The 24580-nt window shown below is 60.1% G+C and carries 22 protein-coding genes; 19 read left to right on the top strand and 3 right to left on the bottom strand.

What is annotated here, in order from left to right; translation table 11 throughout:
* The first annotated feature begins 100 nt into the window (after positions 1 to 100).
* From edd to ACYZT6_RS20265, 11 genes are all read left to right on the top strand, one after another.
* Positions 101 to 1927: a phosphogluconate dehydratase gene (gene edd / locus ACYZT6_RS20315; protein WP_462028375.1), complete on the top strand. Its 1827-nt coding sequence runs from the start codon at positions 101 to 103 to the stop codon at positions 1925 to 1927.
* A complete protein-coding gene (locus ACYZT6_RS20310; RefSeq protein WP_462028374.1) occupies positions 1924 to 2874 on the top strand; it encodes a glucokinase in 951 nt (316 codons plus the stop codon). Before edd ends, ACYZT6_RS20310 begins: the two co-directional genes overlap by 4 nt.
* 183 nt (positions 2875 to 3057) lie before the next feature.
* Positions 3058 to 3786, top strand: a complete 729-nt coding sequence (locus tag ACYZT6_RS20305; protein WP_131059773.1) for a response regulator — start codon at positions 3058 to 3060, stop codon at positions 3784 to 3786.
* Positions 3776 to 5245 (top strand): ATP-binding protein, encoded by a 1470-nt coding sequence (locus tag ACYZT6_RS20300; RefSeq protein WP_462028373.1) that lies wholly within the window; start codon positions 3776 to 3778, stop codon positions 5243 to 5245. The genes ACYZT6_RS20305 and ACYZT6_RS20300 overlap by 11 nt, the downstream gene beginning before the upstream one ends.
* A gap of 302 nt (positions 5246 to 5547) precedes the next feature.
* Positions 5548 to 6807, top strand: a complete 1260-nt coding sequence (locus tag ACYZT6_RS20295; protein ID WP_462028372.1) for a D-mannose isomerase — start codon at positions 5548 to 5550, stop codon at positions 6805 to 6807.
* A 117-nt stretch (positions 6808 to 6924) separates the two neighbouring features.
* The gene (locus tag ACYZT6_RS20290; RefSeq protein WP_462028371.1) at positions 6925 to 8226 is read left to right on the top strand and encodes an ABC transporter substrate-binding protein; all 1302 of its coding nucleotides are present in this window, start codon (positions 6925 to 6927) and stop codon (positions 8224 to 8226) included.
* A gap of 156 nt (positions 8227 to 8382) precedes the next feature.
* Complete coding sequence (locus ACYZT6_RS20285; RefSeq protein ID WP_010457390.1) at positions 8383 to 9291, top strand: carbohydrate ABC transporter permease; 909 nt, start codon at positions 8383 to 8385, stop codon at positions 9289 to 9291.
* Entirely contained in the window at positions 9284 to 10129 is an 846-nt protein-coding gene (locus ACYZT6_RS20280) for a carbohydrate ABC transporter permease (protein WP_462028370.1), read from the top strand. Before ACYZT6_RS20285 ends, ACYZT6_RS20280 begins: the two co-directional genes overlap by 8 nt.
* Positions 10130 to 10131: 2 nt before the next feature.
* Positions 10132 to 11292: an ABC transporter ATP-binding protein gene (locus ACYZT6_RS20275; protein ID WP_462028369.1), complete on the top strand. Its 1161-nt coding sequence runs from the start codon at positions 10132 to 10134 to the stop codon at positions 11290 to 11292.
* Between the two features lie 173 nt (positions 11293 to 11465).
* Positions 11466 to 12812: a carbohydrate porin gene (locus tag ACYZT6_RS20270; protein WP_462028368.1), complete on the top strand. Its 1347-nt coding sequence runs from the start codon at positions 11466 to 11468 to the stop codon at positions 12810 to 12812.
* Between the two features lie 275 nt (positions 12813 to 13087).
* Positions 13088 to 13942, top strand: coding sequence for a D-hexose-6-phosphate mutarotase (locus ACYZT6_RS20265; RefSeq protein ID WP_462028367.1), 855 nt, complete (start codon positions 13088 to 13090; stop codon positions 13940 to 13942).
* Positions 13943 to 14092: 150 nt separating this feature from the next.
* Here the strand turns inward: ACYZT6_RS20265 and ACYZT6_RS20260 are convergent, their stop codons facing one another.
* Entirely contained in the window at positions 14093 to 14953 is an 861-nt protein-coding gene (locus ACYZT6_RS20260) for a MurR/RpiR family transcriptional regulator (protein WP_175649041.1), read from the bottom strand.
* Positions 14954 to 15181: 228 nt separating this feature from the next.
* Between ACYZT6_RS20260 and zwf the strand changes: the two genes are divergently transcribed.
* From zwf to ACYZT6_RS20240, 4 genes are all read left to right on the top strand, one after another.
* Positions 15182 to 16651, top strand: coding sequence for a glucose-6-phosphate dehydrogenase (gene zwf, locus ACYZT6_RS20255; RefSeq protein WP_462028366.1), 1470 nt, complete (start codon positions 15182 to 15184; stop codon positions 16649 to 16651).
* Positions 16638 to 17351, top strand: a complete 714-nt coding sequence (gene pgl / locus ACYZT6_RS20250) for a 6-phosphogluconolactonase (protein WP_462028365.1) — start codon at positions 16638 to 16640, stop codon at positions 17349 to 17351. The genes zwf and pgl overlap by 14 nt, the downstream gene beginning before the upstream one ends.
* Before the next feature lie 17 nt (positions 17352 to 17368).
* Positions 17369 to 18034 carry a bifunctional 4-hydroxy-2-oxoglutarate aldolase/2-dehydro-3-deoxy-phosphogluconate aldolase gene (locus ACYZT6_RS20245; RefSeq protein WP_461955353.1) on the top strand — a complete coding sequence of 222 codons (666 nt, stop codon included), beginning with the start codon at positions 17369 to 17371 and terminating at the stop codon, positions 18032 to 18034.
* Between the two features lie 267 nt (positions 18035 to 18301).
* Positions 18302 to 19027: an intradiol ring-cleavage dioxygenase gene (locus tag ACYZT6_RS20240; RefSeq protein ID WP_462028364.1), complete on the top strand. Its 726-nt coding sequence runs from the start codon at positions 18302 to 18304 to the stop codon at positions 19025 to 19027.
* Positions 19028 to 19029: 2 nt separating this feature from the next.
* On the opposite strand, the gene ACYZT6_RS20235 is transcribed toward ACYZT6_RS20240, so the two are convergent.
* Positions 19030 to 20211: an aminotransferase class V-fold PLP-dependent enzyme gene (locus ACYZT6_RS20235; RefSeq protein WP_462028363.1), complete on the bottom strand. Its 1182-nt coding sequence runs from the start codon at positions 20209 to 20211 to the stop codon at positions 19030 to 19032.
* 22 nt (positions 20212 to 20233) lie between these two features.
* On the bottom strand, positions 20234 to 20470 hold the full coding sequence (locus tag ACYZT6_RS20230) for a DUF3820 family protein (protein WP_007949456.1): 237 nt from the start codon (positions 20468 to 20470) through the stop codon (positions 20234 to 20236).
* 203 nt (positions 20471 to 20673) lie between these two features.
* On the opposite strand from ACYZT6_RS20230, the gene ACYZT6_RS20225 reads away from it, so the two are divergent.
* From ACYZT6_RS20225 to ACYZT6_RS20210, 4 genes are all read left to right on the top strand, one after another.
* Positions 20674 to 21141 (top strand): ferritin-like domain-containing protein, encoded by a 468-nt coding sequence (locus ACYZT6_RS20225; RefSeq protein WP_403107335.1) that lies wholly within the window; start codon positions 20674 to 20676, stop codon positions 21139 to 21141.
* Between the two features lie 248 nt (positions 21142 to 21389).
* On the top strand, positions 21390 to 23378 hold the full coding sequence (locus ACYZT6_RS20220; RefSeq protein WP_462028362.1) for an FUSC family protein: 1989 nt from the start codon (positions 21390 to 21392) through the stop codon (positions 23376 to 23378).
* A complete protein-coding gene (locus ACYZT6_RS20215; protein WP_094471041.1) occupies positions 23365 to 23571 on the top strand; it encodes a DUF1656 domain-containing protein in 207 nt (68 codons plus the stop codon). Before ACYZT6_RS20220 ends, ACYZT6_RS20215 begins: the two co-directional genes overlap by 14 nt.
* A gap of 10 nt (positions 23572 to 23581) precedes the next feature.
* Entirely contained in the window at positions 23582 to 24451 is an 870-nt protein-coding gene (locus ACYZT6_RS20210) for an efflux RND transporter periplasmic adaptor subunit (protein WP_462028361.1), read from the top strand.
* Positions 24452 to 24580: the final 129 nt, after the last annotated feature.

The raw sequence follows: 24580 nt of genomic DNA, 5'->3' as shown, positions 1-24580 counted from the left end.
GTCCGAATGATCAAGAAAACCGTCTGTCATCCCATCGACACCGGCGCTTGCTCAGCATAGACAATCAGGTCGCCACATCCGTTAGCCTGGAGTTCTACACATGCATCCCCGCGTAATTGAGGTCACCGAACGGCTTATCGCCCGCAGCCGTGCAACCCGTGAGGCTTACCTTGCGCTCATTCGCGGTGCAGCCAGCGACGGTCCGATGCGCGGCAAGCTGCAATGCGCCAACTTTGCCCACGGCGTGGCCGGTTGCGGCACCGAAGACAAAAACAGTCTGCGGATGATGAACTCCGCCAACATTGCGATTGTTTCGTCATATAACGACATGCTCTCGGCGCATCAGCCGTACGAAGTCTTCCCGGAACAGATCAAAAAAGCCCTGCGCGAGATCGGCTCTGTCGGCCAGTTCGCCGGCGGCACTCCAGCGATGTGCGATGGCGTGACCCAGGGCGAGCCGGGCATGGAACTGAGCCTGCCGAGCCGTGAAGTGATCGCGCTGTCCACTGCCGTGGCGCTGTCCCACAACATGTTCGATGGCGTGCTGATGCTCGGCATCTGCGACAAGATCGTGCCGGGCCTGATGATGGGCGCGCTGCGCTTCGGTCATCTGCCGATGATCTTCGTACCGGGCGGACCGATGGTCTCGGGCATTTCCAACAAGCAGAAAGCCGATGTGCGCCAGCGCTATGCCGAAGGCAAGGCCAGCCGCGAAGAGCTGCTGGAATCGGAAATGAATTCCTACCACAGCCCCGGCACCTGTACTTTTTACGGCACCGCCAACACCAACCAGCTGCTGATGGAAGTCATGGGCCTGCACTTGCCGGGCTCTTCTTTCGTCAACCCGAACACGCCATTGCGCGATGCCCTGACCCGTGAAGCGGCGCATCAGGTCACGCGCCTAACCAAGCAAAATGGCAACTTCATGCCGATCGGTGAAATCGTCGATGAGCGTTCGCTGGTCAACTCCATCGTGGCGCTGAACGCGACTGGCGGCTCGACCAACCACACGCTGCACATGCCGGCCATCGCGATGGCTGCCGGTATTCAATTGACCTGGCAAGACATGGCCGACCTCTCCGAAGTCGTGCCGACCCTGAGCCACGTCTATCCGAACGGCAAAGCCGACATCAACCACTTCCAGGCGGCGGGCGGCATGTCGTTCCTGATCCGCGAACTGCTGGAAGCCGGCTTGCTCCACGAAAACGTCAACACCGTGCTCGGCCATGGCCTGAGCCGCTACACCCAGGAACCGTTCCTCGATAACGGCGAACTGGTCTGGCGCGAAGGTGTGACCGACAGCCTCGATGAAACCATCCTGCGCCCGGTTTCGCGTGCGTTTTCGCCAGAGGGCGGCTTGCGGGTAATGGAAGGCAACCTCGGTCGCGGTGTGATGAAAGTCTCCGCCGTCGCCCTGGAAAACCAGATTGTCGAAGCACCGGCGATGGTGTTCCAGGATCAGCAGGATTTGGCCGATGCGTTCAAGGCCGGTTTGCTGGAGAAGGATTTTGTCGCCGTGATGCGCTTCCAGGGTCCGCGCTCCAATGGCATGCCGGAACTGCACAAGATGACGCCGTTCCTCGGCGTGTTGCAGGATCGCGGTTTCAAAGTGGCGCTGGTGACTGACGGGCGCATGTCCGGCGCATCGGGGAAAATCCCGGCGGCGATTCATGTCAGTCCCGAAGCTTATGTCGGTGGTGCTCTTGCGCGGGTGCAAGAGGGCGATATCATCCGCGTCGATGGCGTCAAAGGCACCCTGGAGCTTAAGGTGGACGCCGAAGAATTCGCAGCGCGCACGCCGGCCAAGGGCCTGTTGGGCAATAACATTGGCACCGGTCGCGAGCTGTTTGGTTTCATGCGCATGGCCTTCAGCTCCGCAGAGCAGGGCGCCAGCGCCTTTACTTCTGCCCTGGAGACGCTTAATTGAAACTGGCTTTGGTCGGTGACATCGGTGGGACCAACGCACGGTTCGCGTTGTGGAAAAACCAGCAGCTGGAAGCCGTCCAGGTGCTGGCGACGGCCGACCACGCCAGCCCGGAAGAGGCAATTGCCCTCTACCTGAGCGGGCTTGGGCTGGCGCCGGGTTCGATCGGCTCGGTGTGCCTGTCGGTGGCCGGCCCGGTGAGCGGTGACGAATTCAAGTTCACCAACAACCACTGGCGGCTCAGTCGCAAGGGTTTCTGCAAGACCTTGCAGGTCGATCAACTGTTGCTGGTCAATGATTTCTCGGCAATGGCACTGGGCATGACCCGTTTGCAGCCGGGCGAGTTTCGGGTGGTCTGCGAAGGCTCGCCGGAACCGTTGCGGCCTGCCGTGGTGATCGGGCCCGGCACGGGCCTGGGTGTCGGCACGTTGCTGGACCTGGGCGAAGGCCGCTTCGCCGCATTGCCGGGGGAGGGCGGTCACGTTGATCTGCCCCTGAGCAGCCCGCGTGAAACGCAACTGTGGCAACACATCTTCAATGAGATCGGGCATGTCAGCGCTGAAACCGCGTTGAGCGGCAGCGGTTTGCCTCGGGTCTACCGGGCGATTTGCGCGGTGGACGGTCATGAACCGGTGCTCGATACCCCGGAGTCGATTACCGCTGCCGGTCTGGCCGGCGATCCGATTGCGCTGGAAGTGCTGGAGCAGTTCTGCTGCTGGCTCGGCCGTGTGGCCGGCAATAACGTGCTGACCACGGGTGGACGCGGCGGCGTGTACATCGTCGGTGGGGTGATTCCACGGTTTGCCGATTTCTTCATCGAAAGCGGTTTCGCCCGGTGCTTCGCCGACAAGGGCTGCATGAGCGATTACTTCAAAGGCATCCCGGTGTGGTTGGTGACGGCGCCGTATTCCGGGTTGATGGGGGCAGGTGTGGCGCTCGATCAGGCATAAGACCGAGTCGCCTCATTCGCGGGCAAGCCTCGCTCCTACAGAATTGGAGTCGTTCACAAAAATGGCGACCAACCCTATACCTGTAGGAGCGAGGCTTGCCCGCGAAGAGGCCAGTACAAACAACATAGAACCATGATCGATCAGGCATAATCCGCCCAATTCAAACAACAAGGACGCCGCCCCGTGAGCTCAGTCAGGTCGATTTTGTTGGTCGATGACGATCAAGAGATACGCGAGTTGCTGGACACCTACCTGACCCGCGCCGGTTTCCAGGTCCGTACCACGCCCGATGGTGCAGGCTTTCGCCAAGCGATGAATGAAGCGCCGAGCGATCTGGTGATCCTCGACGTGATGCTGCCGGACGAAGACGGTTTCAGCCTCTGCCGCTGGATCCGCCAACACCCGCGTCAGGCGCAGGTGCCGATCATCATGCTCACCGCCAGCTCCGACGAGGCCGACCGCGTCATCGGCCTGGAGCTGGGCGCCGACGACTACCTCGGCAAACCCTTCAGCCCCCGTGAATTGCAGGCACGCATCAAGGCCTTGTTGCGCCGCGCGCAGTTCGGTCAGGAACGTTCCGGCGGTGAAGTGCTGGCGTTCGACGACTGGCGGCTGGACATGGTCAGCCACCGGTTGTTCCACATCGACGGTGAAGAAGTGATTCTCTCCGGCGCCGATTTTGCGCTGCTGAAACTGTTCCTCGATCACCCGCAGGAAATACTCGATCGCGACACCATCGGCAACGCCACCCGTGGCCGTGATCTGATGCCGCTGGATCGCATTGTCGACATGGCGGTCAGCCGTTTGCGTCAGCGTCTGCGCGATACCGAAAAACCGCCGCGACTGATCCGTACCGTGCGCGGCAGCGGCTACCAACTGGCAGCCAATGTGGTTGCCAGCAATGGTCACTGAGTTTTTCCGCACGCTCGCCGCCCGCGTGCCGGTACCGCGTTCGCTGCTCGGGCGCATGTTGCTGCTGACCCTGTTGGCCGTGCTGTTTGCGCAGACCTTGTCGAGCGTGATCTGGGTCTCGCAACTGCGCGCTACCCAGCTCGAAGGCCTGGTGACCAGCGCCCGCAGCCTCGCCCATTCGATGACGGCCAGCGTCAGTTACTTTCGCTCGCTGCCGGTCGCGTTTCGTCCCTTGGTGCTCGATCAATTGCGCAGCATGGGCGGCACCCGTTTCGTGGTGACCCTCAACGACAAGCCCCTGGGCATGGAAGTGCTGCCGATCACCCCGCGCAAGGAAGCCGTGCTCAAGGCGGTGGACCAGGTGTTGCGCGAGTCTCTCGGCCAAGACACGGATATTTCGGTGACCTTCGTCAGCCCCGAAGACCTGCGGATCTTCAACAGTGGGCTGAAACTCGATGAATTGCCGCGCTCCTGGGCGCATTACGCGCTCACCCTGGAGCCGGTGAATCCCCCCGTGCTGGTCACGCAAATCCAGATGGCACCGGGCGAGTGGCTGTACATCGCCTCGCTTTTGCCCGAGCCTTACACCAGTCTTGAAGAGCAAGGCCTGCCGGCGCAGCAAGTCTGGTTCATCGTCCTCACCAGCGGCTTCTTGCTGTTGTTCATTGGCCTGCTGGTGCACTGGCAGAGTCGTCCGCTGAAGCGTTTGGCGCGGGCGGCGCGGGACATGTCCCTCGGTGCCGAAGTCGAGCCGGTGGCCGAAGGCGGTGGCAGTGAAGTGGTCGAGGTTGGTCGCGCCTTCAACGCGATGCGCGAACGCATCAGCCGCTACCTGACGGAACGCAGCCAATTGTTCAGCGCCATCTCCCACGACTTGCGCACGCCGATCACCCGCCTGCGGTTGCGGGTGGAGTTGCTCGAAGACGAAACGCTGCAAGCCAAGTTCGGCCGTGATCTGGATGAATTGGAGCTGCTGGTCAAAGGCGCGCTGCAATGCGTGAAAGACACTGACATTCACGAAAACATCGAACCGGTGGATCTCAACCATGTGCTTGATTGTCTGGTGGAGCCGTATCTGGCGCCCAACGGCAATGGTCGTGTGACTCAGCAGGGCCGGGCGTTGGCGGCGTATCCGGGCAAACCGCTGGCGCTCAAGCGCTGCATCGGCAACCTGATCGACAACGCGTTGAAGTATGGGCAGAACGCGCATTTGCATATCGATGACGACGAGAGTGCCTTCATCCTGCATGTCGATGACGAAGGGCCGGGCGTGCCGGAGCAACGGATGGAGCAGGTGTTCGAACCGCACTTCCGGCTGGCCGGGCAGCAGCAGGGATATGGGTTGGGCTTGGGGATTGCGCGCAACATTGCGCACAGTCATGGCGGTGAGGTCAGCCTGCAGAACCTGCGTGAAGGCGGGTTAAGGGTGACGTTGCATTTGCCTCGGTCGGTGGATTGAGTTTCTGCCTTTAGATTCACCCCTCACCCCAGCCCTCTCCCCACGGGGGAGAGGGGGAAAGGGGGCAGATCTCCATCGGCTTCCAAGCCTGAGTTCGACTCTATTTCCTCGGTCGCAGAATATCTAAAAACCAACTCGGTCAGTCCCCTCTACCCTCTGGGGCGGTCCGACGTTTCGGGAGGGTTAGGGTGAGGGGTGGCTCTTTGTCACAACCCAGTGACAAAACCTGCCCCCTTCGTTACAAGCCCGCCCCCGCCCGTTGTTTAGACTGCCCCCAGTCAAAACAACAAAAAAGGCACCCCATGGACACCTTCCAACCTGCTTTCAGCAGTTGGCTAAACGCACCTGCCCACCAGCAATGGCTCGCCGCCGAAGGCCTGCGCCTGCTGGCATTTGCCAAGGCTTCAAAGCTTGCCGAAGGCTTCGGCAACCTCGATGAAAAGGGCCGCCTGCCGGCCAACGCCCAAGCCGAAACCATGAACACCGCCCGCATGACCCACAGCTTCGCCATGGCTCACATCCAGGGTTTGCCTGGTTTTGCCGAACTGGTCGATCACGGCATCCAGGCGCTCAGCGGCCCGTTGCGCGATGCCGAGCACGGTGGCTGGTTTGCCGTCGCCCATCATCGCGACGGCAACACCGGCAAGGCTGCTTACCTGCATGCCTTCGTGGCCCTCGCTGCCAGTTCCGCAGTGGTCGCGCAACGCCCCGGCGCACAAGCGTTGCTCGACGATGCGATCAACATCATCGACACGCACTTCTGGAGCGAGGAGGAGGGCGCCATGCGCGAATCCTTTGATCGCGACTGGAGCGGCGAAGAAGCCTACCGCGGCGCCAACAGCAACATGCACGCCACCGAAGCCTTTCTCGCCTTGGCGGATGTCACCGATGACAACCGCTGGCTATGCCGTGCTCAACGCATCGTTGAACGAGTGATCCATGTTCACGCCGCGGCCAACGACTACTTGGTGGTCGAGCATTTCGATCGCGACTGGCAGCCCCTGCGCGAATACAACCACGACAACCCGGCTGACGGTTTCCGTCCCTACGGCACCACGCCGGGCCACGGTTTCGAGTGGGCGCGGCTGTTACTGCACCTCGAAGCCGCGCGGGTTCAGGCCGGGATGCTCACGCCGGGTTGGCTGGCCAGCGACGCGCAAAAACTCTTCGACCACAATTGCCGTCATGGCTGGAATGTCGACGGGCTGCCCGGGATTGTCTACACCCTCGACTGGGACAATCGCGCCGTGGTTCGCCATCGATTGCACTGGACGCATTGCGAAGCCAGCGCCGCCGCCAGCGCGCTGCTTAAACGCACCGGCGATGAGCAATACGAAACCTGGTACCGACTGTTCTGGGAATTCTGTGACAGTCATTTCATCGACCGCTGTGACGGCAGTTGGCACCATGAACTCGATCCGCAAAACCGCCCGAGCGCCGATATCTGGGCCGGAAAACCCGATCTGTATCACGCCTGGCAAGCCGTTCTGATTCCGCGCCTGCCGTTGGCGCCGAGCATGGCGACTGCCTTGGGGCGGTTGTCCCAGAGCGCTCCTGTGTAACCATGTGGTGACATTCAAGCGTCCCTTCGTTACCTGCGAGGGGATAATTCCTGTTTAAAATCCTATGCAGCGCAAGCACCAGACTTGCATGCATAACAACAAGAAAGGTAATTCTAGATGAATGCGATTTCTCGCCTCGCTACTGTCATTTCTCTTGCCTCATTGCTTCCTGTCTCTGCATTCCCTGTCAGTGCACTTGCCGCCGATTCCAAAGGATCGGTAGAAGTCGTTCACTGGTGGACCTCCGGTGGCGAAAAAGCTGCTGTTGATGTGCTCAAGGCCCAAGTCGAAAAAGACGGTTTCACCTGGAAGGACGGCGCAGTCGCCGGTGGTGGCGGTGCTACTGCCATGACCGTACTCAAAAGCCGCGCCGTTGCCGGTAACCCGCCGGGCGTAGCGCAGATCAAAGGCCCGGACATCCAGGAATGGGCGTCTACCGGTCTCCTGGACACCGACGTCTTGAAAGACGCTGCCAAGACCGAGAAGTGGGACAGCCTGCTCGACAAGAAAGTCTCCGATACCGTGAAGTACGAGGGTGACTACGTGGCCGTGCCGGTGAACATTCACCGCGTCAACTGGCTGTGGATCAACCCGGAAGTCTTCAAGAAAGCCGGCATCGAAAAAGCGCCAACCACCCTCGAAGAATTCTACGCGGCCGGTGACAAGCTGAAAGCTGCGGGCTTCATTGCCCTTGCTCACGGCGGCCAGCCTTGGCAGGACAGCACCGTGTTCGAAGCGGTGGTCCTTTCGGTCATGGGCGTCGACGGCTACAAGAAAGCCCTGGTAGACCTGGACAACGCTGCACTGACCGGTCCTGAAATGGTCAAGGCGTTGACCGAGCTGAAGAAAGTCGCGACCTACATGGACGCCGACGGCAAGGGCCAGGACTGGAACCTGGAAGCGGCCAAGGTCATCAACGGCAAGGCCGGCATGCAGATCATGGGTGACTGGGCCAAGAGCGAGTGGACAGCGGCCAAGAAAGTCGCCGGCAAGGACTACGAGTGCGTAGCGTTCCCGGGCACCGACAAGGCTTTCACCTACAACATCGACTCCCTGGCGGTGTTCAAGCAGAAAGACAAGGGCACTGCTGCCGCGCAGCAGGACATTGCCAAGGTCGTGCTGGGTGAGAACTTCCAGAAGGTCTTCAGCATCAACAAGGGCTCGATCCCGGTGCGTAACGACATGCTCGCCGACATGGGCAAGTACGGTTTCGACTCCTGCGCCCAGACCGCTGCCAAGGACTTCCTGGCGGACGCCAAGTCCGGCGGCCTGCAGCCGAGCATGGCGCACAACATGGCGACCACGCTGGCAGTACAAGGTGCGTTCTTTGATGTCGTGACCAACTTCATCAACGATCCGAAAGCCGATCCGGCCACTGCCGCCAAACAACTGGGCACGGCCGTCAAAGCGGCCAAGTAATGCTTGGCCTGTAGGAGCCGGCTTGCTGGCGATAGCGATGTGTCATTCAACGCAGATGTCGACTGACACACCGCCTTCGTCGGAACGCCGCCCGCAGCAAGCCGGCTCCTACAAGGGGCCTGCCCAAATTCTCTCTTTCCCGTACTGGATTTCCCCATGAGTTCTGTTGCTGTGTTCAGCAAGGCCTCGCCGTTCGATGCACTGCAGCGCTGGCTCCCGAAACTGGTGCTGGCGCCCAGCATGTTCATCGTTCTGGTGGGCTTCTATGGCTACATCCTGTGGACGTTCATCCTGTCGTTCACCACCTCGACCTTCCTCCCGACTTACAAATGGGCAGGTTTGGCGCAATACCAACGGCTGTTCGACAACGACCGCTGGTGGGTCGCGAGCAAGAACCTCGCAGTTTTCGGCGGCATGTTCATCGGTATCACCCTGGTGATAGGTGTTCTGCTGGCGGTGTTTCTTGACCAGCGCATTCGTCGCGAAGGTTTCATTCGCACCATTTACCTGTACCCGATGGCGCTCTCGATGATCGTCACCGGTACCGCCTGGAAGTGGCTGCTCAACCCGGGCATGGGCCTGGACAAATTGCTGCGCGACTGGGGCTGGGAAGGCTTTCGCCTGGACTGGCTGATTGACCCGGATCGCGTGGTGTATTGCCTGGTGATTGCTGCGGTCTGGCAAGCCTCGGGCTTCATCATGGCGATGTTCCTCGCCGGCCTGCGTGGGGTTGATCAATCGATCATCCGTGCCGCCCAGATCGATGGCGCGAGCATGCCGCGCATTTACCTGAAAGTGGTGTTGCCGAGCCTGCGCCCGGTGTTCTTCAGCGCGGTCATGATCCTGGCCCACATCGCGATCAAGAGTTTCGACCTGGTGGCAGCAATGACCGCCGGTGGCCCGGGTTATTCCTCCGACCTGCCTGCGATGTTCATGTATTCCTTCACCTTCAGCCGCGGCCAGATGGGCATGGGTTCGGCCAGTGCGATTCTGATGCTCGGTGCGATTCTCGCAATCATCGTGCCTTACCTGTACTCCGAGCTGAGGACCAAGCGCCATGACTAGTTTCTCTGCCAAACCTTCCATCAGCCTGAGTCGCATCGCGATCTACGGCGTGCTGATCCTGGCCGTATTGCTTTACCTGATACCGCTGGTGGTCATGCTGTTGACCAGCTTCAAGACCCCGGAAGACATCAACTCCGGGAACCTGCTGAGCTGGCCAACCGTGGTCAGCGGCATTGGCTGGGTCAAGGCCTGGGGCACGGTTGACGGGTACTTCTGGAACTCGATCAAAATCACCGTCCCGGCCGTGATGATCTCCACCGCCATCGGTGCGCTGAACGGCTATGTGCTGTCGATGTGGCGCTTCCGTGGCTCGCAACTGTTCTTCGGTTTGCTGCTGTTCGGTTGCTTCCTGCCGTTCCAGACCGTCCTGCTGCCGGCCTCGTTCACCCTCGGCAAGATGGGCCTGGCCAGCACCACCACGGGCCTGGTGTTCGTGCACGTGGTCTACGGCCTGGCGTTCACCACGCTGTTCTTCCGTAACTACTACGTCAGCGTTCCCGATGCGCTGGTGAAGGCGGCGCGGCTCGATGGCGCGGGTTTCTTCACCATCTTCCGCTTGATCATCCTGCCGATGTCCACCCCGATCATCATGGTCTGCCTGATCTGGCAGTTCACCCAGATCTGGAACGACTTCCTGTTCGGCGTGGTGTTCTCCAGCGGTGATTCGCAACCCATTACGGTGGCGTTGAACAACTTGGTCAACACCAGTACCGGGGCCAAGGAATACAACGTTGATATGGCGGCGGCGATGATCGCCGGGCTGCCGACCCTGCTGGTCTATGTGGTCGCAGGCAAGTATTTCGTGCGCGGGCTGACGGCCGGCGCAGTCAAGGGGTAATCATGGCTACGCTCGAACTTCGCAATGTAAACAAGACCTATGGCCCCGGCCTGCCGGACACCCTCAAGAACATCGAACTGTCGATCAAGGACGGTGAGTTCCTGATCCTCGTCGGACCTTCGGGTTGCGGCAAATCGACCCTGATGAATTGCATCGCCGGCCTTGAGACCATCACCGGCGGCGCGATCATGATCGGTGATCAGGACGTCAGCGGCATGAGCCCCAAAGACCGCGACATCGCCATGGTGTTCCAGTCCTACGCGCTGTACCCGACCATGAGTGTGCGCGAGAACATCGCCTTTGGCTTGAAGATCCGCAAAATGCCCGCCGCCGACATCGAAGCGGAAGTGGCGCGGGTGTCCAAGCTGCTGCAGATCGAACACCTGCTCAACCGCAAACCGGGTCAGCTCTCCGGTGGTCAGCAACAGCGCGTGGCGATGGGCCGCGCCCTGGCACGTAGGCCGAAGATTTACCTGTTCGACGAACCGCTGTCCAACCTCGACGCCAAGCTGCGTGTCGAGATGCGCACTGAAATGAAACTGATGCACCAGCGCCTGAAAACCACCACGGTCTACGTGACCCACGACCAGATCGAAGCGATGACCCTGGGCGACAAAGTGGCGGTGATGAAGGACGGGATCATTCAGCAGTTCGGCACGCCGAAAGACATTTACAACAACCCGGCCAACCTGTTCGTGGCGAGCTTCATCGGCTCGCCGCCGATGAACTTCATCCCCCTGCGTTTGCAGCGCAAGGACGGCCGTCTGGTGGCGCTGCTCGACAGTGGTCAGGCGCGTTGCGAATTGCCAATGGGCATGCAGGACGCCGGTCTGGAAGACCGCGAAGTAATCCTCGGCCTGCGCCCGGAACAGATCGTTTTGGCGGGCAGCGAGCCGAATGGTTTGCCGACCATTCGCGCCGAAGTCCAGGTCACCGAACCGACCGGTCCCGACACCCTGGTGTTCGTCAATCTCAATGAAACCAAAGTCTGCTGCCGCCTGGCACCGGACGTCGCGCCCAACGTGGGCGAGACCCTGACCCTGCAGTTCGATCCGTCGAAAGTGCTGTTGTTCGATGCCAAGACCGGGGAGCGCCTGGGGGTGGCCGGTCTGCCGCAAGTCGATAGCCACAGCGCCAACGTCACCCAATTCAAAGGCCGCTGAAGATAAAAAACTGTAGGAGCCAGGCTTGCCGGCGAAGGCGATTTCAGGGACGCCTTCGCCGGCAAGCCTGGCTCCTACAGGGGGGATATGCGGTGAGTGGCCTGTCACGCATCGCACCTGATGTAACCGCGTTAAATAAAAACAGTTAATAACAATAAAACGAGGATGTAGGGATGAAGAAGAAAAACAACGCTCAGCTTATCTGCCAGTTGTCAGCCGTTGCGGCCATGATGCTGGCCGGTAGTGTGCATGCGGCTGATGCGTTCAGCGCCGATTCCGAGTGGATGACCGGTGATTGGGGTGGCGAGCGGACCAAGCTGATCGAGCAAGGTATCGACATCAAGATGGACTACGTCGGTGAAGTGGGCGGCAACCTCCACGGCGGCTTCAACGATGACAAGACCGCGCGTTACGCTGACCAGTTTGGCCTGGGCGTGGCGTTGGACCTGCAAAAACTGTGGGGCTGGGATAACACCCAGGCCAAGGTCCAGTTCACCAACCGTAACGGTGAAAACATCTCCAATGACCGTGTCGGCGATCCGCGTGCCGGCACCTTGAGTTCCTCCCAGGAAGTCTACGGCCGTGGCCACATGGTCCGTCTGACCCAGTTGTGGATCAAGCACCAGTTTCTCGACGGCAAACTCGACGTCAAGGCCGGTTACTTCGGCGAAGGCGAAGACTTCAACACCTTCCCTTGCGAGTTCCAGAACCTGGCGTTCTGCGGTTCCCAGGTGGGCAACTGGGCGACCAACATCTGGTACAACTGGCCGGTCATGCAGGCTGCGGTCCGCGTGAAGTACAACATCTCGCCTGAGTTCTATGCGCAGATCGGCGCGTACAACCAGAACCCGTCGCAACTGGAGCACGGTAACGGCTTCAAGCTCAGCGGCAGTGGTACCAAAGGCACCGTGTTGCCGGTCGAACTGGTCTGGTTGCCTAACCCTGGCAACCTGCCGGGCGAATACCGTGTCGGTTACTACAAAAGCACGGCCAAGGCCGATGACGTTCGTGAAGACGACAACGGCGATGATGCAGCCACCAGCGGCAACGCCTATCGCAGCCACAGCAGCAAGTCCGGCTACTGGTTCGTGGCGCAACAACAACTCACCACCCACAACGGTGACGCGTCCCGCGGTCTGAACATCGCTGCCAACGCCACGTTCCACGACAAGGACACCAACTTCGTCGACAACTACCAGTCGCTGATGCTGGTGTACAAGGGCCCGTTCGATGCACGTCCGAAGGATGACTTCGGTATCGGCGCCGCCCGTATCCATGTCAACGATGACGTGAAGAAAAACTCTGAGTTGGTCAACGCCTCCAACAATGTCACCGACTACCAGGACCCGCTGTTCGCGCCGCTGCGTAACACTGAGTACAACTACGAGATCAACTACGGCTTCCACGTTACCAACTGGCTGACCGTGCGTCCTAACCTGCAATACATCACCCACCCGGGTGGTGTCGATGAAGTCGATAACGCGCTGGTGGCCGGCCTGAAAATTCAGTCGGTGTTCTAACGCTGTTGCGATAAGCTCCTCTCTATGTGCGCATTTTTGCGGACAGCCCAGGCTGTCCGCTTTTTTTTGTGTGGATCGATGAGGACCTGTGGCGAGGGAGCTTGCTCCCGCTGGGCTGCGAAGCAGCCCCAAAACCAGCCACCACAATGTTTCAGGCAAACCGCATTCAACGGGTTTACGACTGCTTCGCAGCCGAGCGGGAGCAAGCTCCCTCGCCACAGTAAGTTTGCTACTAAGGCGTATGAGTACACCCATGATTTTCAGGACCGTGGCACATGCATGAGCATCCGCTACAACGCTTCTTCAAATCCTTGCGCGAACGTCCGGTGTTTGCGTGGGAGCGCTATCAGAAGCGCGATGTGCTGGTGATCGACCATCCGCTGTGTCAGGCGGTGTTCAGTCGCCAGGGCGCGCAGTTACTGCACTTCCAGCCGAAGGGCCAGAAGCCCTGGCTGTGGTGCGCGGCGAAGTGGCCGCAAGTCGGCGCGATTCGTGGCGGCGTGCCGGTGTGCTGGCCGTGGTATGGCCGTCATCCGAGCGAAAATGCCTGGCCCTCACATGGCTGGGCACGGTTGATTGACTGGAAGCTGCTCGACAGCAGCCATGACGACGATGGCGTGCGGCTGCATTGGCAGCTTCAGCTTTGCGACTGGCAAGTGGACCTGCACGCACACCTTGGCGAACGCATGGATCTGCGCCTGAGCACTGAGCATCAGGACAGCCTGCCGTGCCAATTGAGCCAGGCTTTGCATGCGTATTGGCGTATTGGTGATGTCGGAGAGATAGCGCTGTCTGGGCTCGATGGCGCCCAGGGTTACGACCAGTTGAATCGTCAGGTTTGCCAGCAGGAAGGGGAGTTAAGGGTCGACGGTGGGTGTCAGCGGGTGTTCCAGCATGACGGTGAATTGCAGCTCAAGGACCACGCCTGGCAGCGGGAATTGTGCATCGACACCGGTGACCATGCGGACACGGTGGTCTGGCATCCCGGCTCGCGGCCGTTGCTGGGAGTGAGCTGGGACGAGATTTCGGAGTTTGTGTGTGTTGAAGCGGCGAGTGGCGGGACGGACAGTTTGAGCCTGGCACCGGGGCAGAAGGCGCATTTGAGTTTGCAGGCGAGGGTTGGGGTTTAGTTCAAAGTCTATGGTGTTGCCGCTGACGCCTTCGCGGGCAAGCCTCGCTCCTACAGGGTTGATGCTGGCCGCGAATGGATGGCCAACCGAAAAGTCGTAGGAGCGAGGCTTGCCCGCGAAGAGGTCAGCACAGGCAATGAAGATGCTGGCCTAGTTGAACTCATCCCCAACCGGATACCGGCTCGCATTCAGGCTCTCTTTGATCTTGCGCAAATGCGGCTGGAAATCCACGCCCCGGCGCAAGGTCATGCCCGTCGCCAGCACATCCAGCACAGTCAACTGAATGATCCGCGACGTCATCGGCATATAGATGTCGGTGTCTTCCGGCAGCGGAATATTCAGGCTCAAGGTACTGGCCTTGGCCAATGGCGAGCCCTCGGCCGTAAGACCCAGCACCGAAGCACCGTTCTCCCGGGCGATACGCGCCACCTCCACCAATTCGCGGGTGCGGCCGGTGTAGGAAATGATCACGAACAACTCGCCGGTATGCGCCACCGACGCAATCATGCGTTGCATCAGCACGTCGGCATGGGCGGTGACGGCGAGGTTGAAGCGGAAGAACTTGTGCTGCGCATCCAGCGCCACCGGGGCGGAGGCCCCGAGGCCGAAGAAGTGGATCTGCCGGGCCTGGATCAACAGGTCGACGGCGCGGCTGATCAGGTTCGGATCCAGCGCCTGCAAGGCACTGTCCAACGAGGCGATGGCGCTGCCGAAAATCTTCTTCGTATAGGCTTCAGGATTGTCATCAGCCTCGACCGCACGGCTGACATACGCCGCGCCGCTGGCCAGGCTCTGGGCCAACTGAAGCTTGAGTTCGGGGTAGCCGCTGACGCCGAACGAACGGCAGAAACGGTTGACCGTCGGCTCACTGACCTTTGAAGCCTGGGCGAGGGCGGCGATGCTGAACCGGGTGGCCTGCTGTGGGTTGAGCAGGATCACTTCAGCGACTTTGCGTTCAGCCTTGTTCAGGTCTTCAAGGCGATTCTGGATCTGTTCCAGTAAATTTCGCACGCGGTCCATTTCATGTTCCTTAGGTCAGCAGCGCAAATAAGCGTTCGGCTAATGCAAATTGGGCCTTTGATACGGCCCGTAACGGTGGCCTATCCTACTGATGGCTCCGACCGACCACCACTCGGAATCTGTATTTTGCGAAAATGTTGTGGTTATTACTACATTTTCCCTTGAGTGATGCCTTGAAAAAAGGTATTTGTAGCTTAACTTGATAAAAGAACAAACATCATGCCTTCGATTACGGTTGAACCGTGCACCTTTGCCTTGTTCGGCGCCCTCGGCGATCTGGCCCTGCGCAAACTGTTTCCTGCCCTTTATCAACTCGATGGCGCAGGCCTCTTGCACGAGGATACGCGCATTATCGCGCTGGCCCGTGAGCCTGGCAGCGAGCAGGAGCACCTGGCGTTCATCGCCTCCGAACTGCGCCGTTACGTGGGTGCCAAAGAGCTGGACGAAGCTGTGGTCGAACGCTTCCTGGCCCGTTTGAGCTACCTGCATGTCGACTTCCTCAAGGCCGACGATTACGTCGCCCTGGCCGAAGTGGCCGGCAGCGCTCAGCGAGTCATTGCCTACTTCGCCACGCCGGCCGCCGTTTACGGCGCGATCTGCGAGAACCTGGCGAAAGTCGGCCTGACCGAAAACACCCGCGTCGTGCTGGAAAAGCCCATCGGTTCGGACCTGGAATCCTCGCGCAAGGTCAACGACGCCGTGGCGCAGTTCTTCCCGGAGAACCGCACCTACCGAATCGACCACTACCTGGGCAAAGAGACCGTCCAGAACCTGATTGCCCTGCGTTTCGCCAACAGCCTGTTCGAAACCCAGTGGAACCAGAATTACATCTCCCACGTGGAAATCACCGTGGCCGAGAAGGTCGGTATCGAAGGCCGCTGGGGTTACTTCGACAAGGCCGGTCAGCTGCGAGACATGATCCAGAATCACCTGCTGCAACTGCTTTGCCTGATCGCCATGGACCCACCGGCCGACCTGTCCGCCGACAGCATCCGTGACGAGAAAGTCAAAGTGCTCAAGGCCCTGGCGCCGATCAGCCCGGAAGGTCTGACCACGCAAGTGGTGCGCGGCCAGTACATCGCCGGGTACAGCGAAGGCAAATCAGTACCGGGTTACCTGGAAGAGCCTAATTCCAACACCCAGAGCGACACCGAAACCTTCGTCGCCCTGCGTGCCGACATCCGCAACTGGCGCTGGGCCGGCGTGCCGTTTTACCTGCGTACCGGCAAGCGCATGCCGCAGAAGCTGTCGCAGATCGTCATCCACTTCAAGGAACCGTCGCACTACATCTTCGCCCCCGAGCAGCGTCTGCAAATCAGCAACAAGCTGATTATCCGCTTGCAACCGGACGAAGGCATTTCCTTGCGTGTGATGACCAAAGAACAAGGCCTGGACAAGGGCATGCAGCTGCGCAGCGGTCCGTTGCAGCTGAATTTTTCCGACACCTATCGCAGCGCGCGGATTCCCGATGCCTACGAGCGGTTACTGCTGGAAGTAATGCGCGGCAATCAGAACCTGTTTGTCCGTAAAGATGAAATCGAAGCCGCGTGGAAGTGGTGTGACCAGTTGATCGCCGGGTGGAAAAAATCCGGTGATGCGCCCAAGCCGTACGCGGCCGGGTCCTGGGGACCGATGAGCTCCATTGCTCTGATCACGCGGGATGGGAGGTCGTGGTATGGCGATATCTAATTTGAAACTGCCTCAGGGCGTCAGCGCCCATGAGTTCAAGAGCCCGGTGCTGCTGGCCGATGGTCTGGCGCTGAATGTGGCCAAGCACCTGAGTGACGCCATCGACGCTCGCGGCACAGCGACGCTGGTGGTGTCCGGTGGCCGCAGCCCCGTGGCGTTTTTCCAGAACCTGGCCAAGCAGAAACTGGACTGGTCCAAGGTGGTCATCACCCTGGCCGACGAGCGCTGGGTGCCGGTGGAGCATGCCGACAGCAACGCTGGTCTGCTCAAGCGTTATCTGCTGCAAGGCCCGGCGGCCAAGGCGCAGTTTCTGAGCCTGTACAGCGCCACCGCGAACCTTGAGCTGGCAGCCGAGCAGGCCGACCGCTTGCTCGCCGAGTTGCCGCCGATCGACGTGCTGATACTCGGCATGGGCGATGACGGTCACACGGCCTCGTTGTTCCCCAACAGCCCGAACCTGGCCGACGCCTTGAAAGTCGACGGCACACGCCGTTGCTACCCGATGCTGGCGCCCACCGTGCCGCATCAGCGCCTGACCATGAGCCGTGCGCTGCTGGCCTCGGCCAAGACCACCGTTCTATCGATTTCCGGTCAGTCCAAGCTGACCACCCTGAGTGCCGCATTGGCCGGTGACGATGTCGCCGCCATGCCGATTCGCGCGTTTCTGCAACCTACGTTAGAGATTTACTGGTGCCCATGAGCCAAGGATCAGCCGCTATGACAATGACATCCCCGACCGTTTCCATGGCGGACAAAGTTGCCCTGATCGACAGCCTCTGCGCCAAGGCGCGGATCCTGCCGGTCATCACCATCGCTCGCGAACAGGACGTCCTGCCACTGGCCGACGCCCTGGCCGCCGGTGGCCTGACTGCCCTGGAAGTGACGCTGCGTTCGCAGTTCGGTCTCAAAGCCATCCAGATTCTGCGTGAGCAGCGTCCTGAGCTGGTGACCGGCGCCGGTACGGTGCTGGATCGCACCATGCTCGCCGCTGCCGAAGCCGCCGGCTCGCAGTTCATCGTCACGCCGGGCATTACCCGTGACCTGCTCGAAGCCAGCGTCGACAGCCCGATCCCGCTGTTGCCAGGCATCAGCAATGCGTCCGGCATCATGGAAGGCTATGGTCTGGGTTATCGCCGCTTCAAGCTGTTCCCGGCGGAAGTCAGCGGTGGTGTTGCCGCCATCAAGGCCCTCGGCGGCCCGTTCGGTGAAGTGAAATTCTGCCCGACTGGCGGCGTCAGCCCGGCCAACATCAAGAGCTACATGGCGTTGAAAAACGTGATGTGCGTGGGCGGTAGCTGGATGCTTGATCCGGAGTGGATCAAGAACGGCGACTGGGCCCGCATTCAGGAATGCACCGCCGAGGCACTGGCGCTGCTGGACTGATCAGCTTTTTACCCAACACTTCGTTGTGTGTTCTACGGCTTTACGGTGCACTTGGTCGGTGCACCGTTTTTTTTTTGCCCAACACAAACCCTGTAGGAGCGAGGCTTGCCCGCGAAGGCGTCGGTCCAGCCGGCATCGTATGTGACTGGGCGGACGCCTTCGCGGGCAAGCCTCGCTCCTACAGGGGACATCACGCGATACATAGTTACCGCATCCCGCCGCTCGACCAGCGTTAACCTGCGTTCATCTTATGGAAGAGAGAACGTCATGGACGACAACAACTCCGTTGCACCCACCCCCCCGGTTTACCTGCTGTCTCCCGAGCAAATCGCCGGCCCGTATTTCCGCAATCCGAAACTGATCCGACGCAACATCAGCGAAAGCGCCGATGGCATTCCCTTGGTGCTGCGACTGGCGATTGTCGATGCCATGACCGGCCAGCCTGTGACCGGGGCCCTGGTCGACATCTGGCATTGCAATGCCCGCGGATCGTATTCGGGCTGGAGCAAGATCAACCCGGACAAGGAAGTCGATGTCGGTGACATCGGCTCGGTCCCGCGCACCGACGACGACACCTATCTGCGTGGCGGGCAATTCACCGACAAAAAGGGCGTGGTGCGGTTTACCACAATTTATCCGGGGTTCTATGCCGGTCGTGCCATGCACATTCATGTCGCGGTACGCATCACGTCCGGCAACAATTTCCTCGATGAGCGACACGTCGCCTGGGTCGGACAGCTCTACTTTCCCGAACCCGCCTCGCGTTCGGTGCTCAATGCCCGAGAGTACAGCGGTCGGTCCGCCTCGCCGCTGACCAACAATGAAGACTTTCACTACCGGCATCAGGGCGGCGAGGCCTCGACATTAACGGTCCACACCCTCGGTCGAGACTCGAATGAGGATGGCTTTTTCGGGCACACGACCATCGGTATCGACACCTTCGCTGCTTCCACGCAAATCAAACCGGAGGACTTCGACAAGTACACGGTCTGACGTCAGCGCAGTTCGGTCAGCGCCCGGGCCAGCAGATCCATGTCGGCCGCGGTGGTCGTGAGCCCTGGCGTAATGCGAATGCATGGCCCGCTCGCCGCGCCGCTGCGGACCACGGTGAACAGGTTGTAGTCGCTAAGCAGCCGCGCGACCATCGCCTGTTGATCGGTATGCCGGGTAAAGCGCATCGAAGTGATGCCGCAATACAGTCGTGGGTCATCGGGTGTCATGACATCGATACCTGGTAGCTCGCGAACCGCCTTGACCCACCGGTTGCGCAGGTAGTTGAGCCGTGTGCTCTTGGCCGCCGTCCCGCCCATGGCGAGATGCTCCTCGAACACCAGCGGCAGTGTCAGCAAAGCCGGGATGTTCGGCGTACTGTACGGCGTGCGGGCGCGAATATCGGTGACCGGGAAATGCATCTCGCCCATGTCCGGGTCGATGTCGGCCAAGCGTTCAGGGGCGATGTAGATAAACCCCAGGGTCAGGGGCGCGCCGATCCATTTGTGCAGGTTGAAGCCGGCGAAAGAAACGCCCAGTTCATCCAGATTTAACTCGATCTGGCCCAAGGCGTGCGCGCCATCGAGAATCACATCGATGCCGTGTTCCTTCGCGGCGGCAGTAATGGCCTGAACCGGCATGACCAATCCGGTGCGATGGGTGACGTGGGTCAGGGCCATTAATTTGAGCTTTGGATAACGCACGAATGTGTCGCGATAGGTCGCCAGCAAGCTGTCGAAAGTTGCGGGATGGGAGTGGTCGATTTCGATCACTTCCACGCCGCGATGCCGGGCCAGCCAACGCATTGCACCTTTGACCGTGTCGTACTCCAGGTCGCAAATCAGCACCTGATCGCCCGGTTGAAGGCAATTGTAGTTACGGATCAGCGACTGAAGGCCGTCCGAGGCGTTGCGGGTGAGGGCCACGGTTTCGGCTGGAACATCCATCAGCCCGGCAAGCTGCGCCCGGATCTCAAGGCTTTCGACCTGTTCGAAACGCTGGCGCACATGCACCGAGTTGCTGCGGTTGATCAGCTCGATGTTGCGCTGGTACTCCTCGACCACGGTGCGCGACATTCGTCCGAAGTAGCCGTTTTCCAGGTTGATGGGCCCGGGTTCGACAGCGTAGCGGTCGGCAAAGGTCTTCCAGAAGTGTTCATCACGGGCGCGACGGGTGTTATCGGGCATGGGTTACTCGGTTTCGGCAATTTCAGTGGCGCGGGGCAGGTTTGCCGTGTTTGGCGCGCAGTGGTTCGAGCAGTTCCGACAGACCGTTGTGATCGATCTCCTGCATTAGGGCCAGTAAACCGCCCAGTTCGCCATGGGGGAAACCTTCCCGGGCGAACCAGTTCAGGTATTGGCCGGGCAGGTCGGCAATGATTCGACCCTTGTATTTGCCGAAGGGCATTTCACGGGTGATCAACAGTTCGAGTTTTTCTGGGTTCATCATGGGTCGTCTGAATTCATTCGATCTGGAAAATACAGGCATTCTGCATGCAGGCCAATTGACAGATCATGCAAAAAAAGCGGATACAGATTTAGTCTTTAAAACTAAGTCATTGAAAAATAACGGATAAATTATCAATTCGAAGCTGGCATGCAGGGTGCAATAGCTATTGCATCTTTCATCAACCCGCAAGGAATTGAAAAATGACCGACATGAATAAAGAAGCGATCTCTGTACTCAATGACCTGATTGAAACCAGCAAAGACGGTCAGGAAGGGTTCAAGACTTGCGCTGAAGACATCAAACACCCTGAACTCAAAACCCTGTTCGTGCAACGCTCCGCTGACTGCGCCACCGCCGCTGCCGAACTCCAGAGCGCCGTGCGTTCGATGGGTGGCGATCCGGAAACTTCCACCAGCGTCAGCGGTGACCTGCACCGTCGCTGGGTCGATGTGAAAGCGATGTTCACCGGCAAGGATGAAGAAGCCGTGCTGAACGAAGCCGAACGCGGTGAAGACCATGCACTGAAGGCTTACAAAGAAGCCATGGAAAAAATCAACAAGCACAACCTGGTGGGCATTCGTGACATGGTTGAACGTCAGTACCACGGCGTGCAACGCAATCACGATCAGGTCAAAGCCCTGCGTAACCAGGCTCGCGCACGCTCTTAAGCGTCCGTAACCTGTCAAAAACGCCAGCCAGTCTGGCGTTTTTTTGTGCCTGGCGTTTAATCATGAATCATTCCTCGTAGGAGCTGTCGAGTGAAACGAGGCTGCGATCTTTTGATTTTGCTTTCAAGAAACAAGATCAAAAGATCGCAGCCTCGTTTCACTCGACAGCTCCTACATAAACTGTGTGTTGTTGATGGAATTCCGCCGAACCCGACTATCGTTAAATCGTCCTTTCAAGAGTGCTTTTCGTGCCTATCACTTTGCAGGCGTTATTCGCGCCGGACCGCCGCGCGCTGCAGTTCGCGATCAAGACCTTGATCGGCGGCGGCCTGGCACTGTGGCTGGCATTGCGCTGGGGCCTGGAGCAACCCGCCTGGGCGCTGATGACCGCGTTCATCGTCGCTCAGCCGTTGTCCGGAATGGTGGTGCAGAAAGGGCTGGCGCGGCTGCTGGGCACGCTGGTCGGAACGATCATGTCGGTGGTGTTCATGGGCTTGTTCGCCCAGACGCCGTGGCTGTTTTTACTGGCGTTGGCGTTGTGGCTCGGGTTGTGTACGGCGAGTTCGACACTGTTGCGCAGTGCCTGGTCCTACTCATTTGTGCTGGCCGGTTACACGGTGGCGATCATCGCGTTGCCGGCCATTACTCATCCGCTGACCGTGTTCGACCAAGCCGTGGCGCGCTGCACGGAAATCTGTCTGGGCATCCTTTGCGCCACGGCGGCCAGCGCGTTGCTGTGGCCGATGCGGGTCGAGCGGCAATTGGCGGATCAGGCTCGCGCAGCCTGGAACAGCGGAATGAATGCTGCGCGTGCCACCCTGGCCGGCGATGCTCAGGCGCGTAAAGGCTTGCTGGAAATCCTCGGGCGCATTGTCGCCGTCGATGCCCAGCGCGAACATGCCTGGTTTGAAGGCGGCCTCGGTCGGCAGCGCGCGCGAGCCATCAGCGGTTTGAGTCAGAAACTCCTGATGCTGTTGCGCATCGCCCGTTCGGTGCGCCGTCAGTGGAAGCAATTGGAACCGCAAGAAGCCGAGCAACTGTTGCCTTGGATGACCGAGGTTCAGGCCGCGCTCAGCGGTGCCGATACCGCGACCTTGCAAGCGTTGCGGCCCAGGTTGCTCGACGCCTGCCATGAGCCGCACATCAGCTCCGCGCAGAGTTATTGCCTGGCCCGTTTCACCTTGCTGCTCGATACCGCGATGGCGGCGACTGCGGCGTTGAAAGCGGTGGAGGAGGGCCGTGAGACGGTCGATCCGCCACGCACCCTGACGCCGCACCGCGACCTGTCATTGGCGCTGGTTTTCGGCGCGCGCAGTGCCTTGGCGTTTCTGGTGGTGTCGTGCTTCTGGCTCGCGACCGCCTGGCCCGCCGCGGCAGGAGCGTTGGTGCTGACCTGCGTGGTGTGCAGCCTGTTTGCCAGTCGCGAGAACGGTGCGCAGATCGGCATGAGTTTTATGCGCGGGATTTTCCTGGCGATTCCGGCGGCGTTTTTCGTCGGGCAGATTCTGCTGCCGCAATGGAGCGGATTTGCCTTGCTCTGCATGGGCATGGGCGTGCCGTTGTTTCTCGGTGCGCTGGGCATGGCCAAGCCGCAGATTGGCGCCACGGCCACTTCGTTCTGTCTGCACTTCATCGTGCTGGTGTCGCCGCTGAACGTGATGAAATTCGACGTCGCCACGTTCTTCAACAGCGCCCAGGCGATGGTGGTCGGTGTCGGCGCAGCGGTGCTGGCGTTTCATTTGCTGATCCTGCGTAACCCGGTGTGGCATGGCCGCCGATTGCTGGCGGCGACGCTCGACGATCTGGTACGGCTGACCCGACGCAACCTGCGCGGTGCCGAAAGCTGGTTCGGCGGGCGCATGGCCGACCGCTTGCTGCAACTGGCGCGGCACTATCCTGAACTGCCGGAACCGGCGCGAAGCCGCTGGGATGACGGATTGCTCGGTCTCGATATCGGCGATGAATTGCTGCATCTGCGGTTGAGCCTGGCGGTGGCTCAGGCGCCGGTCAGCGTGCCACAGCGACGTTATCTCGAGCAGCTGGAAAAAGTCCTCGAGCAAGGCCCGGCGGGTGACTGCGTCGATGCGCTGGAACAACCCAGTGAAGAATTCTTGAAGACCTTGTACGCGTTGCCGCCCAGCGACGCGGTGAAACTGGCCCAGGGTGCGGTGCTGCAATTGCAAAGCAGCTGGCGCGCCTGGTGCCGTCAACAGGAGCAAAGCCATGGGCTTGCGTGAGTGGTCGGTGGGCGGTGTGCTGCTCAGTCCTTTTCTGATTTATGTGCTGCTGGCACTGCTCGTCACCGCAGCCTTGCGCATGCTGTTACGCCTGACACCGGTTGGCCGCTGGATCTGGCACGAAGCATTGTTTGATTGCGCCTTGTACGTCTGTGTATTGACCCTGATCACCGTCGTCCTCGGACCTTTATAAGGAGTTGAAAATGCGTACCCCCGTACGTGTCGCGGTAACCCTGTGCCTGGTGGCGGTGGCGATCTTTGCCGGCTTCCATTTGTGGCAGTACTACATGCTCACGCCCTGGACCCGGGATGCGCGGATCCGCGCCGATGTGGTGGTGATCGCCCCGGACGTCTCGGGCTGGGTGCGTGAGCTCAAGGCATTCGATAACCAGCAGGTCAAGGCGGGTGATCTGTTGCTGAGCATCGATCGTGATCGTTTCGAAGCGGCGCTGGAGAAAGCCCAAGCGGTGGTGCAGACCCGCCAGCAACAACTCAATCTGCGCGAACGGGAAGCCAGTCGCCGCGCCAGCCTTGGGCCGCAAGCGATCAGTGCCGAGCTGCGCGAGAACGCACAAATCAACGCCGGTATTGCCCGTGGTGAACTGCGTGAGGCTCAGGCGGAAGCCAAGGTCGCGGAGCTCAATCTGGCGCGCAGTCAGGTGCATGCGCCACGTAGCGGCCACGTCACTAACCTGCGACTGGCCCAAGGTAATTACGTGAATGCCGGGCAACCGGTGATGGCGTTGATCGACGATTCGACTTTTTATGTGCAGGCGTATTTCGAAGAAACCAAGTTGCCGCGGATTCGCGTGGGCGATCCGGTGAAGGTCTGGTTGATGAGCGCGGGTGAAGCGCTGGACGGGCATGTGGAAAGCATCAGTCGCGGGATCACAGATCGCAATACCACGCCGGATGGGCAGTTGTTGGCGGAGGTCGAACCGACGTTTAACTGGGTAAGGCTGGCGCAGCGGATTCCGGTACGAATCAAGATTGATCAGTTGCCGGAGGGGATGAATTTGAGTTCGGGGATGACGGCGAGTGTGCAGGTTGGGGAGGGGGAGCGGTCGCGGTGAGTTTCAGATCTTTATCTGACTTTAGAATCACCCCTCACCCCAGCCCTCTCCCCAGTGGGGAGAGGGGGAAAGGGGGCCGATCGGGGGCTTTTCAGAGCCTGAGTTCGACTCGAACTCTCAGGTCGATGT

It is taken from the genome of Pseudomonas sp. RT6P73, from assembly GCF_054897715.1.
The sequence above is the reverse complement of the archived record's forward strand: the minus strand, read 5'-3'. Positions and strand labels throughout refer to the sequence as shown.